The 23,817-nt window shown below is 40.1% G+C and carries 18 protein-coding genes; 12 read left to right on the forward strand and 6 right to left on the reverse strand.

Annotation, left to right across the window (positions count from 1 at the left end; all coding sequences use genetic code 11):
• The first annotated feature begins 349 nt into the window (after positions 1–349).
• From HWQ37_RS26285 to HWQ37_RS26295, 3 genes are all read left to right on the forward strand, one after another.
• A complete protein-coding gene (locus HWQ37_RS26285; RefSeq protein ID WP_292752992.1) occupies positions 350–1,657 on the forward strand; it encodes a mannosyltransferase family protein in 1,308 nt (435 codons plus the stop codon).
• Between the two features lie 45 nt (positions 1,658–1,702).
• Positions 1,703–3,688, forward strand: a complete 1,986-nt coding sequence (locus HWQ37_RS26290; RefSeq protein WP_292752995.1) for a DMT family transporter — start codon at positions 1,703–1,705, stop codon at positions 3,686–3,688.
• A 348-nt stretch (positions 3,689–4,036) separates the two neighbouring features.
• Positions 4,037–5,218, forward strand: a complete 1,182-nt coding sequence (locus tag HWQ37_RS26295) for a hypothetical protein (RefSeq protein ID WP_292752998.1) — start codon at positions 4,037–4,039, stop codon at positions 5,216–5,218.
• A 256-nt stretch (positions 5,219–5,474) separates the two neighbouring features.
• Here HWQ37_RS26295 and HWQ37_RS26300 read toward each other — a convergent pair whose 3' ends face one another.
• Entirely contained in the window at positions 5,475–7,022 is a 1,548-nt protein-coding gene (locus HWQ37_RS26300; protein ID WP_292753043.1) for an ArnT family glycosyltransferase, read from the reverse strand.
• Between the two features lie 176 nt (positions 7,023–7,198).
• Between HWQ37_RS26300 and HWQ37_RS26305 the strand changes: the two genes are divergently transcribed.
• Complete coding sequence (locus tag HWQ37_RS26305) at positions 7,199–8,398, forward strand: hypothetical protein (RefSeq protein WP_292753000.1); 1,200 nt, start codon at positions 7,199–7,201, stop codon at positions 8,396–8,398.
• Between the two features lie 48 nt (positions 8,399–8,446).
• Positions 8,447–9,829 (forward strand): DUF2079 domain-containing protein, encoded by a 1,383-nt coding sequence (locus HWQ37_RS26310; RefSeq protein WP_292753002.1) that lies wholly within the window; start codon positions 8,447–8,449, stop codon positions 9,827–9,829.
• An 11-nt stretch (positions 9,830–9,840) separates the two neighbouring features.
• Here HWQ37_RS26310 and HWQ37_RS26315 read toward each other — a convergent pair whose 3' ends face one another.
• Both HWQ37_RS26315 and HWQ37_RS26320 read right to left on the reverse strand, forming a co-directional pair.
• Complete coding sequence (locus tag HWQ37_RS26315; RefSeq protein ID WP_292753005.1) at positions 9,841–10,344, reverse strand: Uma2 family endonuclease; 504 nt, start codon at positions 10,342–10,344, stop codon at positions 9,841–9,843.
• 128 nt (positions 10,345–10,472) lie between these two features.
• A complete protein-coding gene (locus tag HWQ37_RS26320; protein WP_292753008.1) occupies positions 10,473–11,264 on the reverse strand; it encodes an SAM hydrolase/SAM-dependent halogenase family protein in 792 nt (263 codons plus the stop codon).
• 155 nt (positions 11,265–11,419) lie between these two features.
• Here HWQ37_RS26320 and HWQ37_RS26325 point away from each other — a divergent pair, with 155 nt between their 5' ends.
• The 3 genes from HWQ37_RS26325 to HWQ37_RS26335 all read left to right on the forward strand — a co-directional run bounded on the left by HWQ37_RS26325 (position 11,420) and on the right by HWQ37_RS26335 (position 15,415).
• Positions 11,420–12,319: a hypothetical protein gene (locus HWQ37_RS26325; RefSeq protein WP_292753046.1), complete on the forward strand. Its 900-nt coding sequence runs from the start codon at positions 11,420–11,422 to the stop codon at positions 12,317–12,319.
• A gap of 14 nt (positions 12,320–12,333) precedes the next feature.
• Positions 12,334–14,256, forward strand: a complete 1,923-nt coding sequence (locus tag HWQ37_RS26330) for an Hsp70 family protein (RefSeq protein ID WP_292753011.1) — start codon at positions 12,334–12,336, stop codon at positions 14,254–14,256.
• A 334-nt stretch (positions 14,257–14,590) separates the two neighbouring features.
• Complete coding sequence (locus HWQ37_RS26335) at positions 14,591–15,415, forward strand: M90 family metallopeptidase (RefSeq protein WP_292753014.1); 825 nt, start codon at positions 14,591–14,593, stop codon at positions 15,413–15,415.
• A gap of 149 nt (positions 15,416–15,564) precedes the next feature.
• Here the strand turns inward: HWQ37_RS26335 and kdpB are convergent, their stop codons facing one another.
• A complete protein-coding gene (kdpB, locus tag HWQ37_RS26340) occupies positions 15,565–17,670 on the reverse strand; it encodes a potassium-transporting ATPase subunit KdpB (protein WP_292753017.1) in 2,106 nt (701 codons plus the stop codon).
• 331 nt (positions 17,671–18,001) lie between these two features.
• Positions 18,002–19,687, reverse strand: coding sequence for a potassium-transporting ATPase subunit KdpA (gene kdpA / locus HWQ37_RS26345; RefSeq protein ID WP_292753021.1), 1,686 nt, complete (start codon positions 19,685–19,687; stop codon positions 18,002–18,004).
• Between the two features lie 546 nt (positions 19,688–20,233).
• On the opposite strand from kdpA, the gene HWQ37_RS26350 reads away from it, so the two are divergent.
• From HWQ37_RS26350 to HWQ37_RS26365, 4 genes are all read left to right on the forward strand, one after another.
• On the forward strand, positions 20,234–21,331 hold the full coding sequence (locus tag HWQ37_RS26350) for a sensor histidine kinase (RefSeq protein WP_292753049.1): 1,098 nt from the start codon (positions 20,234–20,236) through the stop codon (positions 21,329–21,331).
• A gap of 96 nt (positions 21,332–21,427) precedes the next feature.
• The gene (locus HWQ37_RS26355) at positions 21,428–22,102 is read left to right on the forward strand and encodes a response regulator (protein ID WP_292753024.1); all 675 of its coding nucleotides are present in this window, start codon (positions 21,428–21,430) and stop codon (positions 22,100–22,102) included.
• A 256-nt stretch (positions 22,103–22,358) separates the two neighbouring features.
• Positions 22,359–22,802: a DUF6932 family protein gene (locus tag HWQ37_RS26360; protein WP_292753027.1), complete on the forward strand. Its 444-nt coding sequence runs from the start codon at positions 22,359–22,361 to the stop codon at positions 22,800–22,802.
• Positions 22,799–23,326, forward strand: a complete 528-nt coding sequence (locus HWQ37_RS26365; protein WP_292753030.1) for a hypothetical protein — start codon at positions 22,799–22,801, stop codon at positions 23,324–23,326. The genes HWQ37_RS26360 and HWQ37_RS26365 overlap by 4 nt, the downstream gene beginning before the upstream one ends.
• A gap of 103 nt (positions 23,327–23,429) precedes the next feature.
• Here the strand turns inward: HWQ37_RS26365 and HWQ37_RS26370 are convergent, their stop codons facing one another.
• Positions 23,430–23,693 carry a DUF4058 family protein gene (locus HWQ37_RS26370; protein ID WP_292753033.1) on the reverse strand — a complete coding sequence of 88 codons (264 nt, stop codon included), beginning with the start codon at positions 23,691–23,693 and terminating at the stop codon, positions 23,430–23,432.
• Between the last annotated feature and the right edge of the window lie 124 nt (positions 23,694–23,817).

Below are 23,817 nucleotides of genomic sequence, written 5' to 3' on the forward strand. Positions count from 1 at the left end.
GCCCTCGTGCTTACGCCAGCTACAATCTGTTAATTTCAAGGTTTGATAACAGATAAATCTCAAAAAGTGGATGAATAATCAATCAACTTTTAAAATACACCCTAAAGCTGCTAAATTTTCATATAACTAGACAAAACCTGTATTTATAAATACTATATTTTTAAAGATAAACTCTTAGAGAATTGGCAAAAGTAACCAAATAGGAAATAATTTCAATTAATTGCTAATTTTTCCAGTTTGTTAATTATGTGGGTGGAGGATTTAATATGCAAAATATTACTCATAAATTGCTGTGTTACAGCCATAGGTAAGAGGATGCACAAAGGAGTTTGTTGAAGCACTCAACCTTATGGTCAAAGTTCAGATAGTTATAAAAAAAGTTTTATGGAAAAATTATTTCCTGTTTCCAGCAGCAATATGGCTTGCCAGTCGAATATTGATTTGGACAGCTATGTTGCTGGTTGCGCCAAAGCTAGCGTTACCAACAGAAGAATTTTTGCCTCGTTTTGGCTGGGGGGTTTTTGATGCCTGGGATAGTATACATTATCGGGCGATCGCAACTTCTGGCTATGAATTTGTGAATGATGGCAAGCAACACAATCTGGCCTTCTTTCCCCTGTTTCCCTTAAGCATCTGGGTTTTGATGAAGTTGGGCTTACCGTTTGAATTGGCAGGGACGTTAATCAACAATTTGGCATTTTTCGCAGCCCTTTACTGTTTGTACTTTTGGATTAAAGAGAATTATGGGATCAATGCAGCGCAGTGGGGAACTGCTGTGCTTTCTTTGTATCCATCTTCCATGTTTACGGGGGTGGTTTACACAGAAGGGCTGTATTTGTTTTTGAGTACAGCGACTTTGCGGGCTTTCGATCAAAAACAATATGGCTGGACTGCCCTTTGGGGCGCGCTGGCCACAGCCACACGTCCTACAGGTATGGCACTAATTCCAGCATTAGCGATCGCAGCTTGGAAAGAACGCCGACCACCCATTGCCTATATAGCTGGTTTTACTACTGCTATTGGCATACTTCTATTCAGTTTGTATTGTGCGATTTATTTTGGCGACCCTTTAGCTTTTATCGAAGCACAGAAAGGATGGCGACCAACTCTGGGGTTTGATTGGCAGGGTTGGTTAAATATGTTCATGCAAATTGTCGTTGGTAGTAAAAATTGGCAATTTGGTTGGGTAAAAAACTCTTCTAGTGCGATTCCAGACCCCTGGTATCTCTTGTTATTTGGTGTGATTGTTGCCAGTGGCTACCTTTTATGGCATTTCCGTCAACGTTTTAGTTCTGTAAAATTATTTTATGGCTTTTATGGTTTAGTCTTATTTTTGTTGATTCTGGCAAGCGAACAGTGGATCAATAACTTACTCAACTTGTTCATGGTCTTGGGTGGTGGCTATGTGTTGTGGCGTTTACATAGGGAACTGACCCCAGTTACAGTTATTTATGGCTTTTGTGGTATTGGTTTACTGTTAGCCTCTGGAGGCACTATTTCCTTAAGTCGTCTCGCCTACGGTATTGTGCCTTTGAACATCGCAATTGGTATGCTGCTATCCCGCCATCCTCGTCAAGGATATTTAATATTGGGCGCTTTTGTGATAATACTAGCCAAAATAGCTGTAGGATTTGCCCAAGAACACTGGGTTGGTTAGAGAGTTCGATCGATTATTGCTAAGAAGTTGAATTTAAATTTCCTAATGAATGTATCCAATCAAACGAAGATAGCGATCGCTTCATTATTTCTAGGTGTAGGTGCCATCTCTTTTGGCTCTATTTTTATGAAATTGAGCGAAATTGAACTCAGCCCCAGTGCCACTGTATTTAATCGTTTTTGGCTAGCTACTGTGGCCTTCTTGCTCTGGCATGGATACAAGGCAATACGGCAGCGATTTTCTGGAGACAAACCTGTAGAACAGCAATCCTACACCAGTCAGGATCTTTTACTATTGTTTGGTGCTGGTATTTTTTGGGCTGCCACTTTAGTATTGTTGGCTTGGTCGCTGACTCAAACTAGCGTGGCGATTTCTAGTGTGTTGCATAATCTCGCCCCCATATTTACTAGCTTAGGCGTGTGGCTGTTATTTCGTCAGGGTTTTGAGAACCAATTCCTGATTGGGATGGTCATCGCCCTTGGGGGAGCGATCGCTATTGAATTTGAGGAGTTGCAAATCGCCACAGATGAGGTTCAAGGAAGCTTGGCTGCGATCGTTTCGGCGGTTTTATTGAGTGCATACCTACTAATCGTAGAAAAATTACGAACCAAATTTTCTCCAGCTACAATTCAGTTGTGGATCTGTGCGATCGCGGCTCTAGCCATCTTCCCCATACTTTTGTTCACCCAAGATCAGCTTTTCCCCTCTACAGTCAGTGGGTGGCTTTGGGTAATTTTATTGGCGCTGATTTGCCAAGTTTTAGGTCATGGGCTTTTGACTTATAGCCTTGCCAAGTTTTCATCTGTGGTTGTCTCCTTGGTGCATCTGTTAGAGCCAGTATTTAGCGGCATTTTCGCTCTGGTAATTTTTTCGGAAACATTAACTTTCTCAAATTGGGTAGGTTTCGCTGTAGTTTTAATGGGTTTATACTTGGCCGTATCTAGCCAAGCTACTGTTAATTATCCGTTCCAGGAATCAGTCAAAAATATAGTTAACACTTTCGTTAAAAGTATGACGAGCAAACTGTCATTACTAAAGCAACAGTTTTCCGAAACACCAGCTTTATTAGGAACTGTCTCATTATTGTTTGCCCTAATTCCCATATCTTTAGCACCATCTCTGACCAAACTCTGCCAACAAGAAATTGGTGCCAATGCTGTAGTATTTCATCGCAGTTGGATTGCAACAGTTGTCTTTGGGCTGTGGAATGGACTTGAGGCTTTCCGCTACCAACAGTCTGTTGAAGGGGGTAGGAGGAAAGGGGCAGGGGGCAGTATTGCTCCTAGCTTGATTGATAACCAATCCATAGAACATAAGCCTTTTACAAGTCAAGAAGTGTGGCTATTGTTGGCAATGGGAACCTCTGCTGGAACCTACCTTCTCTTGTGGGCTTGGGCGCTGAGTCAAACTAGTGTTGCTAACGTGGCTTTACTGTCTAATTTGAACTCCTTATTTGTTGCTTTGGCTGGATATCTGTTATTTGGTAGGCGTTTCGACAACAGATTCGTGATTGGTTTGGTTATCGCTTTGGGAGGAGCGATCGCCTTTGAACTGAATAAGGTGCAGTTTGCAACCGATCAAATATTAGGTGATGCATTAGCATTACTAACTGCGGTTTTCATGGCTACGTGTATGCTGCTAATAGAACGACTCCGAACCCGATTTAGCACTGCAACTATCATGCTGTGGCGCTGTGGAGTGACAACAATGTTTCTACTACCAGTCCTACCATTCCTCGAAGATAGACTATTGCCCTATTCCTGGATGGGTTGGTTTTTCATCATTTTCCAAGCTCTCTTCTGCCAAGTTTTGGGTCAGGGACTTTTAGCTTATAGCCTCAGCAGAATCTCTTCAGGTGTTGTCGCCGTCACGCTTCTTTTAGAACCAGTCCTAGCTTCCATTTTTGCTTGGTTCATTTTTTCAGAACAAGTAGGTTTATTTGACTGGGCAACTTTTGCTGTAGTTTTAATGGGTATCTATCTAGCCCAATCTAGTCAATCCATTGTTCAAGTAACAAACGAAGGCTCGTAGTAGTATGACAGTTAGTAAACAAAGATAAGCTGTTCCATATTTAACTTGTATAAGTAGTTTGGGCATATTTCCCAAACTACAAAACTTTGATGATATTTATATCGGCGAGGGCGGGATAATTTTGTATCTCAGAGTTTGTTTGAAAAGTGGTTAGCTGTAATTTTCAGCACCTCTTGATCCCCCCTAGCCCCCCTTAAAAAGGGGGGAAAACTTCTTAAAGTCCCCCTTTTTAAGGGGGATTTAGGGGGATCTAAAACTTTTTGCTACCACAGGACTTTTCAAACATCCTCTCACCAACTTAAAATCTGCTGTAATATTTTGACACCGCCAACTGGACTGATACAATTTATGACGAAAGCTTCCGAAAAAACATTATTAAAATTAGTGAAATCTCCCTTGAATAGGTTCTTAAAGTTTCTCCCATTCCCGGTTTCTGGATACTTGGCTATTGGTCTTATATTAGCAGTAGTGATTCGATTGCTTTGTGTTCCAAATAAATCGGTAGATTACAAGTTTTTTTTAGCGCGTTGGTATGATTTCATTGCATCTCATGGCGGGTTGAGCGCTCTCAAATATAGTTTTGCTGATTACACACCCTCCTACCTCTACTGGCTTTTAATTGCTGCTACCCTGCTGTCGGGATTGCCGAAAATTTTCGCAATCAAGCTTTTTGCGATGACTGTTGATTTTCTTTGTGGCTTTTTAACTTACAAAATTGTCAAATTAAAATATCCAGAGGGTAATAAACCAATCTTTGCTTTTTTGGCAATTATTTTGAGTCCGACTGTTATATATAATAGTGCCATTTGGGGTCAATGTGACAGCATTTATACAACAGGGATGATTGCCTGTATTTACTTTTTGTGTATTCAAAAAGAAATTCCCGCCTTGCTCAGTTTTGGCGTGGGACTTTCTTTTAAGTTGCAAGCGATGTTTTTAGCACCTTTATTATTAATTTTTTTAGTCAAAAAGAGAATTCATTGGTATTATTTACCATTAATTCCGGCGGTATATATAATTTTAGTTTTGCCATCGTGGTTGATGGGAAGACCGATACAAGAATTGTTGTTAGTATATTTTAACCAAGCTAATAAATATAAGCAATTGGCTAAAGGTGCGCCTAATCTTTATCAATGGATTCCTAACAATTTTTATAATATTGTTGTCCCGATAGGTTTAACGTTAACTGTATCGGCAATATTTTTATTGGCATATATTGTTTATAAAAGTAAGCTAAAAATTACTCAAGACAGACTGATACACTTAGCCACCATTTCAGTTTTGTTTATGCCATATATCCTACCCAAAATGCACGAAAGATATTTTTATCCTGCCGATATTCTTTCGATTATCTTTGCGTTTTACTTTCCTCAATATTTTTGGGTAGCTATAGTTGTGCAAATGGCATCATTTTTTAGCTATTTGGGAACTCCCATATTTATCCAGTTATTTTCAATACCTTTAGGTTTTGCCCTCTGGTTTGTTGTGCGAAAGTGCGATCTGATTTATCCAAAGCTAAATTTTAAATAATACAGCAGAATTCAGAATTCAGAATTCAGGAGTAAAACACGCTTTATACCTGCCTTTGAGACTTAGCTTTTGTACCTCACCAACTTGAAATCTGCTGTATGTACCTAAAAGATAAATTAAATTAACTAAGATAAAAACATTTCTTTCTTTCTTTCTTTCTTTCTTTCTTTGCGTCCTTTGCGTCCTTCTCTGACGAGACGCTGCGCGAACGCGGTTCGTTTTCCTTTCTTATACTTAAATATTGTTTAACGCATCTTTAACTTAATGGTGAAATCAGTATAAATCCTTTAGCCTCTCCAAGAATTTTACTACCACTTAAATTGATTTGCTGTAAAGCCCCATTATCTAACAGCAAATAAGATTTATTAGATAACATTTGTTGTAAAGTTGATACATTTGCAGGAGTTACCTTACAATCGCAGTAAAAGTCTAAACTGGGACGACCATAAGCAAAAGAAGTATAAATTTGTGTTCCTGGTGAAACATTTGCCCGAATTAATTCTGCTACTGGTTTAACTGGAAAAGCTTCCTTTAATTCCCATATCCATGATTGCGAACTCATCAACAGTGCTAAAACTAAATACATCCCAAAAAATAGCACTGGAATAAAGTTGCGATCGCGCTCTTTAATTAGCCATGATACGATGCTCATACTTATTGCCAAAACAATACTCATGACTATTAAAATAGGCTCTTTTTTTGCAATAATAAAGTAGACACAACCTCCGAAACCAGCAATAGCAATAATAGCTATAAATATTGTCCAACTTCGTACCTTAAAATGACCGTACTGCCAAATTTGGCTAAGTTTAGCACCAATTGCCAAAGCTAAAAATGGATATACAGGCATAACATACCACGGGAGTTTAGTTCTCATTAAAGAGATAGTTACTAAGTAAAAAATTGTGCCAATAATAATTAAACTACCCCAAGAAGTCTGGCGTTTTTTCCAAGCTAGATAAAAACCTGCTGGTAAAAATAATAGCCAAGGGAAACTATACTTAATTAACTCAATTAAATAGTACCAAGCAGGCCCAGTATGACCTTCAACAGATTGTGTCAGGCGAGCAAAGGTTTGTGTTTGAAAATTAACTTGTAAGAAAGTTTCGCCATAATGTTGCCATTGAGCAACAAACCAAGCGATCGCAGGTGCATTTCCTAATAATATTCCTACTAATAAATAGGGGCTTGTTAACAAAGCAAACTGCCGATCGGCAATCAGGAATAAACAAGCGATCGCTCCTAGCGGCAAAACTAGCATCCCTTTCGTGAGAGCGATCAAGCCTAGACAGAATCCCACACCGACAGCATAGCGGCGATTCTGGCGTGCTTTGAGCAAACACAACAACAACAGCAAGAAAAAGGTAATAGTTGTACCATCTAGCATTGCTAGCCTTCCGTGACGCACCACAGGCAACATTGTCAGGTAAACTAAAGCGCTAAACAGAGCTGGTAAACTTTGGTTAAAAAGCAAACATCCCACCAAGTAAAGCAAAGGCACTCCCAAAGCAGTTAATATTGCACTCGGTAGACGGGTTGTCCACTCATTCACACCTCCGATCGAGTAAGTCCAAGCAATTAACAAGTGTATCAGGGGTGGCTTATTATAATAAGGTTCTCCTTGCAATGTTGGGTAAAGCCAATGCATTGAACCAAGTGGCGCACGCCAAATTTCACGGGCAACTAGTGCCACAGTACCTTCGTCCCAATCTCGTAAAGCGGAGTTTCCCAAAAATATCAACCATAAAAATAGAGATATTATCAGTAGACTAAATAACCATTCTTTTTCTCGGAATAAACGCATATCTAAAATCGGGATAATCATCTCAAACCTCCAGGATATACCCACGAAAGCTTGCTTTATATGGCATCATAGCAGCTTCTTAAACCAGTCTTCTACAGCAAAGTGTTAAGCCGTCTTTGCTAAAACAATAGATAATTTGACATGATTTCATAATTTCTGAATAACAGATACAATTTATGACGAAAACTTCAGATCAGACATTATTACAATTAATGAAATCTCCATTTAAGAGGTTATTAAACTTTTTCCCATCCCCGGTTTCTGGATACTTAACTATTGGAATTATCTTAGCGGTAATAATCCGATTGGTTTGTGTTCCTAATCAATCGTCTGATTATAAATCTTTCTTAGCGCCTTGGTATGATTTCATCGCATCTCATGGCGGATTTAGCGCTCTTAAATATAGTTTTGCTGATTATACACCGCCCTACCTCTACTGGCTTTTAATTGCTGCTACCCTGCTATCTGGATTACCAAAAATTTTCGCAATCAAGCTTTTTGCGATGGCTGTTGATTTTCTTTGTGGCTTTTTAACTTACAAAATTGTCAGATTAAAATATCCAGAGGGTAATAAACCAATCTTTGCTTTTTTGGCAATTATTTTGAGTCCGACTGTTATATATAATAGTGCCATTTGGGGTCAATGTGACAGCATTTATACAACAGGGATGATTGCCTGTATTTACTTTTTGTGTATTCAAAAAGAAATTCCCGCCTTGCTCAGTTTTGGCGTGGGACTTTCTTTTAAGTTGCAAGCGATGTTTTTAGCACCTTTATTATTAGCTCTTTTGCTCAAAAAAAGGATTCATTGGTATTATTTACCATTAATTGCGGCAGTATATATAATTGCAGTTTTGCCACCTTGGTTGATGGGAAGACCGATACAGGAATTGCTATTAATCTACTTTAGCCAAGCTAATAAATACAAAGAATTGGCGAAAGGTGCGCCTAATATTTATCAATGGATTCCTAACAATTTTTATAATATTGTTGTTCCTATAGGTTTAACGTTAACTGTATCGGCAATAATTTTATTAGCATACATTGTTTATAAAAGTAGATTAGAAATTACTCGAGACAGACTGATACACTTAGCTACTATCTCAGTTTTGTTTATGCCGTATATCTTGCCCAAAATGCACCAAAGATATTTTTATCCTGCCGATATTCTTTCGATTATCTTTGCTTTTTACTTTCCTCGATATTTTTGGGTAGCTATAGTTGTGCAAATGGCATCATTATTTAGTTACTTGGGAACTCCCATATTTATCCAGTTATTTTCAATACCTTTAGGTTTTGCTCTCTGGTTTGTTGTGCGAAAGTGCGATCTGATTTACCCGAAATTAAAAACTGGATTTTCTTCTAATATTAAATAAAAAATAGTCAGGATAAGTAGAATTTGAATAACAGAAAAACTACCAAAAATGAATAATATCAAAGTAATTATCGGCATTAGTAGCTTAATTTTATTTATCTCTAGCAGCTTGCGACACGAGTTATTTAATTCCTCTGGAGATTTAGCATTTTTTGACCAATGTATTTACTTAATTAGTCAAGGAAAACCGCCCGTTTCTTCTGTACTTGGGTTTCATATTTTAGCCGATCATGCTGCTTGGATTTTATATCCTTTGGCTTTATTGTACAAAATTTATCCTAGTGTTTATTGGCTGTTTGCAGTCCAGTCTATTGCTTTAGCATTAGGTGCTTTACCTACATATTATCTGGCGCTGCAAGCTGGTTTAAAAGAAAATTTAGCAGTCGCAATAGTAGCTGTATATCTAATGTATCCGGTGGTATATAACAGCAATCTCTGTGATTTTCACCCCGATACGATCGCAGTCCCGGCACTTTTGACAGCAGTATTGGCTGCAAGATCGAGAAAAATAGCTTTGTTTTGCGTCAGTATTCTTGTGGTATTAGGTTGTAAGGCTGTATTGTCACTGACTGTAGTGGCGATGGGGATTTGGTTACTCTTGTTTGAAAAGCGACGTTTATATGGTGCGATCGCAATTATTAGTGGGATAATATGGTTTTTAATTGCTAACTGGATTATCATTCCTTATTTTGGTACTGAAGCCGCCTTACTTAACCGTCATCTTTATCGCTATAGCTATTTAGGAAATTCATTTTCCGAAATGGTACAAATATTAATTTTTCAACCAAAAATCATTTTTAATAACCTTTTTTCAATTATCAATTTAGAATATTTATCTTTTTTATTATTACCTGTTGTTTGGGGTTTCAGACCACAATATCTCATGCCGTTGATAAGTATAATTCCTTGTGTAGCCCTAAATTTACTTGCCGATCATCCTTCACAAAAAAATCTAGTTTTACATTACTCTCTACCAGCAATTCCATTTCTGATTTTAGTTTTAATTGCCAGTCTAGCAGCAGGTAAAGCATGGCTAAAACAAAGACAAGCAATTATTTTGTGGTCTTTAGTTTGGTTTGTAGTTTTCGGTAAATTTGGTTTCTTTAGCTCGAAATATCTCCATAATATAGACAATTTGGCAGCCACAAAAGAAGCGATCGCTTTAGTTAACCCTAAAGATAGTGTTCTGACTACAGATATAATTACTCCGCATTTAACCCACAGAGAGTTAATTAGTTTTAAATATAATCCATCTGAAGATATTGCTGAATTAAATAAATTTCATTATGTCTTGCTAAATGTTCGCCATCCAGGTTGGGCTGCAACTTCAGAATCTCTTTCTAACTTGGTAAATATTTTGAGAAATCAGTCAAAATTTAATTTGAAATATCAACGAGATGATGTATATCTTTTTGAAAAACCTATTAGTTAACAATACTCCTTTTACTGAAACTGGCTTAGTAACCAAGTTCCAACTTCAGATTGACTTATTTCACGACTTCGGCGTAAGGCTTCTTCTAAAATTGCAATTACCAATCCAGGCAGTACCTGTGATTCTTGAATACGTTTACTGCCTTGATCTGCGATCGCATAAGCTATAATTTCGGCATTTTGAACATCCACTACCCAGTATTCAGCAATACCCAATTCTTCATGGAGCGATCGCTTTGTACCTAAATCATCTAATAGAGATGTTTTTGCAATTTCAATCACTAAATCTAGTGCAGGATAGCGATCGAGGTTGACAATTCCTCTACCTGCTGGGATAATTTGGGCGCGTTCTCTCAAGTAATAGGCAACATGGGGCTGACAATCCTGAACACCAGTTTTACGAAAGGTAGTGGTATCTAAACCTGTGGCTGGAATGCCTTTAAGTGCTGCAAATAAACTCACTGCAAAAATAATTACAACATGGTCTTTACCATGATCAAAACTAACTGGTGGCATCTCCAGCCTCATGTGTCCTTTGCGCCTTTGCGGTTCGTTCCTCCGATCAGTTTCAGTCGGGGTTTAAATCCCCGTCTGAAATGTCTAAAATGTTTGAATTTTGAATTGTTAATCTGCCTTAAGCGATTTTAGGCAACTTGAGTTACTTGCTGATTCACACGGGGACGGCCAAAGCGTTCCCAAGCACTCCCTCCTCGCAAAAATAGCTCTAAAAAGCGCAATGGTTCTCCCGAATTGCCTCTTGACCAACCGGAACTACCAGGAGCAAAGGCTAAAGTCCCTTCAGATACCTTGAAGCTGCCATCAGAATACACAGCATCGCTGACCACATCTCCAATTCGGATCGCAATCTTACTTTCAGGCTCCAAGTTAACTGTATGCGCCCCAATAGTTGTTTTGATATTACCGTAACCATCAATCCAGGCAATGCGATCTGGTGGAACATCTGGGATTTGCTCACTCTTGAGGCTATCTCCCAGAATGCTAAAATCTTCATTCATAATGGCAGCCGCCGCCGGAGGAAATACATCCCGTGAGCGAAACTGCGAACCCCCACGAGAAACGTTGACTACTCGCAACTCCTTTGTATAATCTTTGATAAAGGAGAGGGTATAGCCCGCATTTACACCCACTACTTTTACACCATTAGATAAAAGGGCATAAGTTAATCCTTCACCTTCATTGTCTCGACGGGCTTCAGGATCATCCTGACGAGGCGCGCAGTTGTGATAAATTAAGCGATCGCTAGGGCCTGGGTTAAGTCCTAGTTGGGCAATCCAGAATCCCGTTGCTAAGGTACTGAATGCTGGAACCGAAAGCAAATGAATTTGGGCATCGGCAAAAGTCATCAGCAGACGTTGTGTGACTTCAGTAAATGCCGGATCTCCTGTACCGTAGTCTGCAATGACGCAGATAAACATTCTGCTCCTCCTTTGGATGGGTAGTAATTTGCAATCAACCTAATTCATAATTAGTAATTATGAATTATTCCGTCATTATGTGATTACAGGCTGAAATGAAAAAACAAGTGTTCATTTCACTCCTAATTAATAACGTTAAAGTCTTAGTCAATGCAATGAAAACAATTACTTCACTTTTTAGCGAAGAACGCAACCAACTCCAGACAGATATTGATAATACAATCGGCATTGAGCAAATAGTTAAACTGGTTCAAAACCGACTCGATCATCTCGAAAGAATTTATATTGAAAAGCTTAATTTGGCTCAAGTTCGTCTGGCTTCATTTTTTCTGGATACGCTGCGGCAGTCTATTGCAACTCTGGCGGCGGCTAACTATCTTCAAGTTGCCCCAACAGAGCAAAAGCAAATTACTAACCCTGGGACAAAGTTTTTTTCGAGCAGATTAATCCTAAAGCTACTACAGGGATTAGTTTATATAGGCATACTAGGCTCGTTGTTTTCCTTAACTAAAACCACTCCAGGGGCGTGGATGGCTATCTTATTAACTTCGCTACTTATCGGACTAGAAATTGTACTTCAACTTGAATTAAACAATCAGCAAAATAATTCTATATCTGATGGGCTATTAGAATTACCTCAACAGATTCTTCGGGTTGATAGCAAAGTATTTCTAGATTGCCTTAGCGATGCTCTCAACACTATCGACTTAGCAGTGGCTAGAGTAGAAGAATCAAATAGATATGAAGGCGACATAGCAATAGAAGAACTGCCAGAGTTATTGAATTTTCTGCAAAGGCTAATGGGCGCATCCAAACTTGATAAACCCCAAATGGCTTATGAATTGGCGAAACTTCTGCCGCAGATTTTAATGTCTCAGGGAATTAACGCTCAAATTTACCGATCGAATAGCGATCGCAAATATTTTGACTTTGAGCCAAGTATCGACCCTGATACCAAAGAACACGTGACTCTCACACCGGCTTTGTTAAAAGGCGATCGCTTAATTCGGCGCGGTCGGGTAATTGAGCCAGCTTATTCTTCTTCTAGAGAATAATAGACAATAAGGGTATGGAAATTTTAGAAACAATCGGTTTTGATTTGGGACACGGTGAAACGGCTGTAGCTAAAGCGATCGTGGAAAGCATCGAGCCTCCCCAGATGTTGGAGATTAATAACAAGAAGAACCAAATTACAGCCCTTGGTTGGCATCCCAAACTCGGTTATCTTGTCGGCGAACAAGCGTTAATTCAAGCTGGCGTTACCCAACTGACAATTTCTTTCAAACAAAAACCCAACAACGATCCCAAATATCGGGAAACAATTAGCACTTTTGTGGCAACTTACTACCGCCTTTTGCAAGAAAGTAAACAACTTGCAGGTGGGGAAGGTAGCTATTTTTACATTGGTTGCCCTTCAGGATGGACAGTTAGCGATCGCTTAGAATACCAAAAGCTACTTCAAGAAGCTGGTATTCCCCAACTCAATGTTGTACCCGAATCGCGGGCTGCTTTCATGCAAGCCAAAGAAGCCGGCAAGTTGGAGTATGACAAACTCCTTGCATCAGTGCTAATTGTCGATATTGGTTCTTCAACCACAGATTTTACTCTAGTTAAAAGTTTAGAAGAAATCCCGATAGATTTTGGGAGTAATACTTTAGGTGCATCTATAATTGACAAAGCTATTTTTGCTCGGACTCTCGCCAACCACGAACAAAAAACATTACTTGAAAAAGTATTTAAAGAATATCCCCATCACCAAGCTCGTTGTGAACTTGCTTGTCGCAAAGCTAAAGAAGATTACTTTTCTAATGAACAACTATACAGCGATTCTGAATCCTTTGCGCGTGGCTTTGAGTCGATTAACGAACAGATTTATTTTATTCCCCAAGTCAATAAATTGATGATGGAGGAAATTTTAAATCAACCTTTCCCAGAACTGGAGCATTATAGTTGGATTCAATCATTTCGCAACTCTTTAAAGGAAGCGAAAGAAAAGCTAGAAAAACTTGAAATTGTGCCGAAACTTGTGCTAATGACCGGCGGTGCATCTCGCATGAAATTCACACACGTTCTTTGTCAAGAAATGTTTCCCGAACCAGAAACGCTGCTTCGCCCCGATCCAGAACCGGAACGTTGCATTGCAATGGGTTTAGCACGAGTAGGAAGATGGGATCTGCGTGCTGCTGCTTTTAAACAAGAAGTGAACAAACTATTTACCTCGAACAAACTTAAAGGTTTGATTGAAAGGCATATTCCAGAGTTAATCGAATCACTAACTAAGCCTTTAGCGGATGGCTTGATTGTCAACGCAGTTAAACCAGGTTTAAAAGATTGGCAAAAAAACAAAATACGGACTTTAGCAGATTTAGAAACAGCTTTGATCGGTCGGGCAGAACAGTGGCTCAAAAGCGAACGCGCTGTGCAGATAATTAATCATCAATGCGCTTCTTGGTTTAACAATAAAATACAACCTGATTTAGCTGCACAAACCGATCCAATTTGTCGAAAGTTTCAGATACCTAGAAGTAGTTTAAGGTTTGAGGATAGCATTGACCCAAATTTTGTTAACCCAGAATTACAAATTGGAGATGCTATTTTGGCTGAGACAGTAGCGTTTATCGTTAATGTAGTAATTGGTGGAGGCGCTGTGGCTAGCATCATCACTCTAATATTAACGGGACATTTAACCTGGCCTATTGCCCTAGTATATGGGGCTTCACTTATGGCGGCAGGAATGGAACTAAATCGTAAGAGTGTTCAAGAAGTAATTAAGACAAATGTAAATGTGCCTAGTTGGATGCGTTCTAATTTTTTGAGCGATAAAAAAATCGAGGATATGTGTGAGCAAATAAAGCCTGAGTTAGAGAAAGTTCTTCAAGAACAACTGACTGCAAATCAAGAGGCTTTTGACAAATTGATTGTCAAAGTTGAGCAAGGACTTCAAAAAAGCCTTTCTACCAAGGTTCAATCTTGCATAATTTTGATCCAATAGCGTTAGTACATACAATTTCTAAGTTAATTTTGAAGGTTTGTAGTAAGCACTTTAGTGCTTAGGGAACTCCAAATAAAAAAATACTCAACTACTTTTTGTGGGGTGGACATCTTGTCCGCCCTTGGCTACGGGCGGACAAGATGTCCACCCCACAAGATTGGATAATTTCTTTGTTGGAAGTCCCTTAAAAAATAAGGACTAAAGTCCTTACTACGAACTGATTCACCACTCGTAACTAATGGGACAAAGCAGTAGTTAGTGAGCCACAACAATAACAATTATTCTAAATTTTCTCCTTACCAATGAATTAAATATGTAAACTGCTCAAAAGCCAATGATTAAAATAATAGTTTTCTTCCTGCTAATTGGGCTGATTATTGCTGGGATTTTACTCAATCCGATTTTAGTCAAAAAGCGAAGAAATCGGCTTAAACATCGTCCTTTCCCCTCACTTTGGAATGCCATTATTGAGAATAATCTTCCCATTTATCTCTGTCTTTCTCCCGATGAAATCAGACGACTCCAGGGACATATTCAAGTGTTCTTAGCAGAAAAGCAATTTATTGGCTGTAGAGGATTACAGGTGACAGAGGAAATGAAACTAACCCTTGCATCCGTCGCCTGTTTACTCCTACTCAATGAACGTGGACAATACTTCCCCAGACTTCGTTCAATTCTGGTATATCCCAACGCTTATTTTGTTCAGGAAACAACTTCCGTCGGGAAATATGTTGTTGAAGAAAGGCGTACAGCAAGACTGGGGGAATCGTGGACAAATGACCAATTAGTAGTATCTTGGGAACAAGTGAAACAAGACACTAATAACTGGAGAGATGGACGTAACGTTGTGCTTCATGAATTTGCCCATCAGTTAGATCAAGAAGATGGTAAAGCTCAAGGAGTTCCAATACTGCAACACAACTCAGACTATGCTATTTGGGCGAAGGTGATGACAGAAGAATATCAGCAACTTTGTAATGATGTTCTACAAGGCGCAAAGACAGTAATGAATAGCTATGGCGCAACGAATCCCGCAGAATTTTTTGCCGTAGCGACTGAGACATTCTTTGAGAAACCACACCAATTGCTGTCCAAGCATCCGGCACTTTATGAGCAATTGCAACGTTACTATCAATTAAATCCTGTGCAATGGGTATAGTAAAAATCTTTATTACAGCAGATTTCAAGTTGGCGAGGTACACAAGGTAAGGGACGAATGAATGGCACTAAGATAAGCCCAAAGTCTTGTGTTGCCTCGTTCCCAGCCTCCAGGCTGGGAATGTATTACGAGAGGGCTGCTGCCTCTCATTAAGCCAAGCCCACAAATGTAATCAGTACATCGATTAACTTAATGGCAATAAACGGCGCAATCACCCCACCTAAACCGTAAATTAAGATATTGCGTTGGAGTAACTGATTAGCTGTCAGTGGTCTAAACCGCACACCCTTTAATGCCAAGGGAATCAAAGCGGGAATAATTAAAGCATTATAAATCAGTGCTGAGAGTACAGCCGATTTAGGGCTAGTTAAATTCATAATATTAAGGCTTTGCAGGTTAGCAGCAACAAATATCACTGGGATAATTGCAAAGTATTTAGCAATATCATTGGCGATGGAAAATGTTGTCAATGCCCCGCGAGTAATCAACAATTGTTTACCAATACTAATGATATCGAGCAGCTTTGTAGGATCGGAGTCCAAATCGACCATGTTGGCGGCTTCTTTGGCAGCTTGCGTTCCTGTATTCATTGCCACGCCGACATTAGCTTGGGCTAATGCTGGAGCATCATTAGTTCCATCTCCCGTCATGGCGACCAGTTTACCTGCGGCTTGTTGCTGTTCAATGATACTGATTTTGTCTTCTGGTGTGGCTTCGGCGATGAAGTCATCAACCCCAGCTTCTTTGGCAATCACAGAGGTAGTTATTCGGTTGTCTCCAGTTAGCATGATGGTACGCACTCCTATCCGTCGCAGTTGCTCAAAGCGATCGCGGATACCAGGTTTAACTATATCTTTGAGATAAATAATCCCATAGATTTCGTTATCTAGGCTGACTGCTAAAGGTGTACCACCCAGGCGAGAAACTCGTTCGTAGGCAGCATCCAATTCTGGTGTATCACCTCCGTTGCGGAAACGGACAAATTCTTTAATGGCTTCTACTGCTCCCTTTCTGGCTTCATACCCACCGGGTAAGTTCGTGCCACTCATCCGGGTTTTGGCGGAAAAACTCACTCCTTCTGCTTGGCTGGAGTCAAAATCAAACCGCGCACCCAACTTTTCTGCCAGTCGAACAATAGATTTACCTTCTGGTGTATTGTCAAAAACACTAGCAGCCCAGGCAACATTAGCAATTTCTGACATTGAATGACCGTTGAGGGGAATAAACTCTTCCGCCAGACGGTTGCCGAGGGTGATTGTACCTGTCTTATCAAGAAGTAAAGTGTTGACATCACCACAGGCTTCGATTGCTCGTCCTGATGTGGCAATAACATTAAATTGGGCAACTCGATCCATACCAGCAATACCGATAGTACTTAGTAAGCCGCCAATGGTGGTAGGAATTAACGCTACTAATAGAGCAATTAAAATTGGGACGCTGACTGGACTGTTGACATAGTAAGCAAGTGCAGGTAAGGTTACTACGACTAACAAAAACACTAAGCTGAGAACTGCCAACAATACCGTGAGGGCAATTTCATTGGGTGTTTTGCTACGTTCTGCCCCTTCTACCAAGGCAATCATTCGGTCAATAAAGCCTTTGCCTGGGTCAGTAGTGATGCGGATAATTAGTTCATCTGAGATAATCCGCGTTCCACCAGTAACAGAACTGGAAATATCAGAGCCTGATTCTTTTAATACTGGTGCGGATTCCCCAGTAATTGCCGATTCATCCACTGAGGCAACACCCATGATTACTTCACCATCGGCGGGGATGATATCGCCAGCAACGACGTAGATGGTATCGCCCTGTTTAAGGCTGGTGGATGAAACCTCACTAATTGTGCCATCGGCAGCAAGTTTTTTAGCGATCGCCTCTAACTTTGTTAACCGCAAGGCATCGGCTTGGGCTTTACCCCGTCCTTCTGCCACTGCTTCGGCAAAATTGGCAAACCAAACTGTAAAGAATAAAATCCCCGATAATAAGGCGTTGAAAACTTGCGGGTTCTTTTGCAGGGCTGGGCCAAATAGGTTGGGATCGATCGTTAGCAATAGGATGATGATTGTCCCTACCCAAACCACAAATATTACTGGATTTTTGATTGCATACTTAGGGTTGAGCTTGACAAAAGCATCTCTAATTGCTCTTAAATACAGCAACTTGTTATTTGCCCTGGTCTTTTTACTTCTTTGGCGGCGATCGCCAGAACGAGAACTTGGCCGTCTAGCTTTGAAGTTAGTTGCCACTTGATTCATAAATAAAGTTAGCAGTGATAAGTTAGGAGTTATAGGAACTTCTAATAAAAAAATATCCAACCTGTAGGATGCGTTAGTAACGCATCCTACGAAACCAGATAATTTATAAGATAAGGCAGGAGCCAGGAGGAAAAAAGTATGAATGAAAACTTTAGTTCTGGGTAATTACCCAGTTCAAAAATTAAAATAAGTACGAGACACGTAGTACAAGATATAAATAAACCTTTCTTGCTTCAATCTCACACTTTTAAGTCTGGGTTACTCCTCCCTGTTGCCTCCTGAATTATTTTTTGATATTTTCTTAATTTCAAACTTATAACTCATAACTTTTCTAACTGCCAGATGCTAGTTTCAAACCCTCAGCTATGGGGCCTAAAGCCAGAACGGGAAAGAAAGTCAATACTCCCAAAACCAGCGTCACTCCAGCCGTGATACTAGTAAATACTAGAGAATCAGTTCTTAAAGTAGCAGGGGTTTCTTCTACTTGTTGTTTGCGAGACATCCCGTCGGCTAGCAGTAAGATGGCAATCATCGGAATGTAGCGTCCTCCGATTAAGCTAACTAAAGTACTCAAGTTCCACCACAGGGTATTATCCCCCAACCCCTCTAAGCCCGAACCATTATTTGCTGCTGCTGAGGCATATTCATAAACTACTTGAGAAATACCGTGATAGCCAGGGTTGCTAATTCCAGATAGGGAGATGGGATAAGCTAAAGCGATCGCACTGGGAATCAAAACTAGAATTGGGTGAATCAACAGCACGACGCTAGCGAGGACGATTTCTCGTTTTTCAATTTTGCGTCCTAAAAACTCTGGGGTACGTCCTGCCATTAGTCCAGTTAGGAAGACTGTGAGAATTAAGTAAAGAAATAAGTAAGCTGTTCCAATTCCCTGACCACCCCAGATAACCTTGATAAATAAATTAAAGAGAGTCGAAAATATTCCTTGTGGCATTAAAGAATCATGCATCCCATTCACAGCACCAGACATAGTAGCGGTAGTCATCACTGCCCAAAATGCCGTTTGTGACCAACCAAATCGAACTTCTTTGCCCTCTAAATTGGGCTGTTCTAATCCAAAGGCGGTATTCACCAGAGGATTACCTTGCAGTTCTCCCACGGCTGTAATTCCCACTAGAATCACAAAAATCACAAACACCATCCAAAAAAGTAGCCAAGCTTGTTTGATGTTGTTGGCAAATATCCCGTAGGTGTAAATCAAGGCGGCTGGGATAGAAATCATGGCGAGCATTTCTATCAAGTTAGAAGCGCCATTGGGATTTTCAAAGGGGTGAGCTGAGTTGACGTTAAAAAAGCCGCCGCCGTTCTCGCCCAAAAGTTTGATTGCTTCAAAGGATGCCACCGGGCCTCTGGCCAGATATTGCGTCCCGCCTTCTAAGGTTGTCACATCCATAGTCCCAGCTAAGGTTTGTGGTACACCTGCTATCAGCAAGGCGATCGCACCAATAATCGAAATCGGCAGCAATATTCGCGTAATTCCACGGACGAGATCGACGTAAAAGTTTCCCAGTCTTCTACCCGTCAATCCACGAATAAAGGCAATTCCCACGGCTAACCCGGTGGCTGCGGAGGTGAACATCAAAAAGCCTAAAGCCGCTACCTGGCTAAAATAGCTTAAGGTTGTCTCACCTGCATAGTGCTGCTGGTCGGTATTTGTTACAAATGAAATCGTTGTATGCAGCAATACATCCCATTTGGTAGCACCAAATCCGTTGGGATTCCAGGGTAAAAGTCTCTGAAAATATATCAGAAAATATACTGAAATAGCCATAATCGTGTTGCAACACAGTATAGCCTGGATATACTGCCAACCCGTCATGTCATCTTTTCTCCGAACACCCGCAAGTACGAACATACTTCGCTCTATGGGGTTCATTAAAAAATCAAGCAGTGTTCTTTCTCCCAAAAAGACAGACGCTATATATTTTCCGAATAATGGAGTGATTGCTATGACAATACACAGCGTTAAGCCAATTTGCAAAAAACCTTGTCCCATAATATTTTGCGCTAAATTAAATTTAAGTGGTGGCAAGCCAATTCCAAGAAATATACTAATTCTTACTCATAACTTTTTACTCAGTACTGGCTCAAGTCCCGCTACGGCTAAGATAACTCCTGAATATTTTTCAGTTCTGACTATTTTCCAGATACTTATTAAAATTTTCCTTAAGAATATTTAATTTTAACTTTTAATTCATCTGTATCACTACTTAGGATTATTTGTTTATACAATACATTTTCCCAGTTTGCTACTTTTAAAGAAATCTTGAAGAAGAATTCAGAAGTCAGAATCAAGACGCTCGTGACGCTCTCTACGAACGCGAACAGCGTGTCGAAGACAGACGCTAAATGCTCCCGCTTGCTTCCCCGGAGGGGTACGCGGACTCCCTTGCCGCCGGCGCTATCGGCTTTTTCGCTCAGAATTCATGCTGAATTCTGACTCCTGAATTCTGTTCGATAAATTGCAGATAGCTCATAATTGGTGAATTAAATAGTTATACAGATTGAATAATCACGATTTTTTAGGAAATCATAAATGACGATGTTAAGTCGATTATTGACTATGAAAGAAGCTATAAATGAGCGGGGAAAGACTTATGGTCTAATAGCGATCGCCTTTGCGATCGTGATCGTACTGGAATATTTGACACCCCCTGAGTACGTATTTGGCTATCTCTACACAGGGACGATTTTATTAGCAGATTCTCGATTGAATCGGGGAGCAGTTTTGGGGATCACTCTTGCAGCTATCGGATTAACATTGTTGAATTTGTTTGTTCCTGGGGGAGAAATGATTAATTCGCCAACCTTGGCAAATAGATTGATTGCAGTATTGGCTTTGTTGGTAACAGGTTGGTTAAGCGATCGCAACCACCGCAATGAAGAAGCGATCGCTTATACTCAAGCACAATTACGCTCTCAAGAACAACTAGCGATTATGCGTGAAGATTTTGTTTCTACCCTAACGCATGATTTGAAAACACCCCTATTAGGAGCAATTGAAACGCTGAAATATTTTCAAAATGAGCAATTTGGTGAAATCACGCCAATGCAAGCAAAAGTCTTGCAAACAATGGCTCGTAGTCATCAGAGTACACTGCAATTAGTGCAAACACTTTTAGATGTATACCGCAATGATGCCGAAGGGCTGAAACTACAGAAATCGCCAGTTGACTTGGTGACAATAGCAGAGGAGATCGTCGCTACCCTGACTGAACTAGCGAAAACCCGCCAGGTTTATATTTCTCTGCACTATGGCGAATCAGATTTTCGCAGCTTTCTCTGGGTAAACGGCGATTCTTTGCAACTTGGGCGAGTCTTCAGCAATCTCCTGAGTAATGGCATAAACCATACCCCTCGTGGCGGTAAAGTGGAAGTAGTATTTGAAGGTTATTCTAGCGATCAAGTGGTAAAAATACTCGATACAGGTTCCGGCATTACCGAAAAAGAGTTACCTCACTTATTTGAGAGATTTTATCAAGGAAATAGCGATCGCCACGTCTCCGGCTCTGGACTAGGGCTTTATTTGACCAGGCAAATTATTACTGCTCATGGGGGTACAATTTGGGCAGAGAATCGCTCACCACGCGGCGCACTGTTTGGTTTCCGACTCCCTGCTTGTCCACCACCGGGGAGTTGAGAAATCAATTAAAAATTAAAAATTAAAAATTAAAAATTAAATAACTTTTGCCTCCTGCCCCCTGCTTCCTAACCAATGACAAATGACAAATAACAAATGACAAAAATCTTACTAGTTGAAGATGATGAATTATTTCGGCTTGGTTTACGGATGCGGTTGCAACAAGAAAGCAGTTTGGAGATTGTCGCAGAAGCAGAAGATGGGGAGCAAGCTGTAGAATTAGCAAATCGCTATCCCTTGGATTTGGTCTTGCTGGATGTAGGTTTACCGGGAATTGGCGGGATTGAGGCTTGTCGCCAAATCAAGGAGAAGCACCCAAATTTACCAATTCTAGTTTTAACGTCTCGTTCTGAAAAACCCCTGATTTCGCGGTTAATTGCTGCCGGGGCGCAAGGTTACTGCCTTAAGGGTATTCCGGCTGAGTCTTTGATATTAGCAGTGCGATCGGTTGCTGCGGGCGCTTCTTGGTGGGATCAAACGGCAACAACTGAAATTAGAGCCGCTTTTGAGGGCAATTCGATGGCGGTGGAGTCTACAAAAACTGAAGAATTTTTAGAAAATCCTTTAACGAAGCGGGAGCAAGAAATTTTAGCACTGGTAGCAGCTGGCAAAAGCAATCAAGAAATTGCTGAAATTCTCTACATTGCCCCTGGTACAGTGCGGGTTCATGTTCATGCTATTTTACAAAAACTAGAAGTACGCGATCGCACTCAAGCCGCAGTCTTAGCGATCCAAAAAGGATTGGTAGCACCAGAATTGTTAATTAATTAGATTTATTGGGGAATGAGGCAGTTAACAGTTAACAGTTAACGGGACTTAGACAAAAATTAAGCCCAAATGTAGCCCAAACTAGCTTTATAATCAGCAAATACGTCACGATTAAGAGTCATAATTTTAATGTAAAACAGGCTTGATACCATGCTTTGACACGATTTTTTTGGACTTCAGTTTATTTAAAATACGCTGTATCTATTTGCTTAAGTGATATGATTTTAAAATCAGTAAAATTGGTGCTATTTATTAAATAATGATTCCTGAGTTTGATGAAAACGGTAATCTACCACCAGGGATACATTTTGGCGGTTGGAAAGAGTTTAAAGAGAGGTTTGGATATACAGATAAACGAATGCAAATGATTCAAGGGATAGAAGCGGTAATGGCAGAATTAAAAACTGCTGGATGCAGAACTTTTTATATTAATGGCTCATTCGTAACAAACGAACCGAAGCCGCGAGATTTTGATTGTTGCTGGGATAGGGATGATGTTGATATAGACTACCTCAGACAAAATGCACCGCTAATATTAAAGTTTTATGACAGTACAGCACAGAAAGCCAGGTATCGAGGGGAAATTTATCCATCCGACCAACCCGTGGATGAGTCTACAATATCAATAGAGTTTTTTCAGCGCGATAGAAAACAAAATCGTAAGGGTATTGTAGCTATTAACTTATTGGAGTGGGAGCCATGATTAAAAATGATAAACAACTGGCATATTCCAAAGAATGGGCAGAAAAATTTGCTGAAGCTAACCTGACTTTAAGGGCGAATGAAGAAAAGCGATTAAAAGACCCGGATGGCTGGCAGTTAATTCAAGATTCTAACGATGCGTTGCGGCAGAAATTATTGGATGAAATAACGGAATATGAAGCATTAATTGCTCATGACCCTGAGCAACCAATTGTGCTATCAATAGAAAATCTTGATTATTTACCCGACTTATTAATTAAAGCCAGGATAGCAATGAAGCTGACTCAGAAAGAATTAGCAGCATTTTGTCAGCGGACTGAAGAAGAAATTAAATCTTTTGAAGATAAGAATTATCACAATGCTAGCTTCCTAGATTTTGCCAACGGACTTGATGTATTAGGGATTAAGCTTGTAAATGGCAAGTTTGTTGCCAAAATGGATGATTTTTACAAGCAAAGATTAATGAATATACGTCGAGAATCACATTTAGATAGCGATTTGAGTGGTATGAAAGCTGTTTCTTAATGATTCAATGAGCAACTATATATTGTTGGTCAGATTTATCAATCTTGGCAGGAAGACCCCATACGAAACGAAGTGAAGCGTAGCGGAATGAGTGGGTACTTCACTAGCCTATAGAAGATTTTCCCAACCGTTTGTACATCCACTCTGTATCCGTATCACTCAATACTGGTGGAGGTGGAAGTTGGGTGTAGTCTATCGATAAATCATACCCAGCTTCGTCATAGATATCATTCAGCACGGCTTGCAACTCCAGTACAGCATCGGGGTCGCCTTCGCGGAGGGGAACGGGTATCGTTGGGAGAGTATCTTGTAACTTCACAGGCCACACGTCGATTACTCCAGACCCAGCCCGCGTTAAGCTGATCAAGTAGGGAACATCTGGAAGACGGGGGTGGGTGAACTACTCCGCCGTAAGACGGACGGAGCTTCCCAATTCATCGGGAATAGCCTCCAGGACTTCGTAGTACTTAGAAAGTCTGACATTCCCTCCA

It is taken from the genome of Nostoc sp. NMS4 (genome assembly GCF_017115095.1).
Lineage (GTDB): Bacteria > Cyanobacteriota > Cyanobacteriia > Cyanobacteriales > Nostocaceae > Nostoc.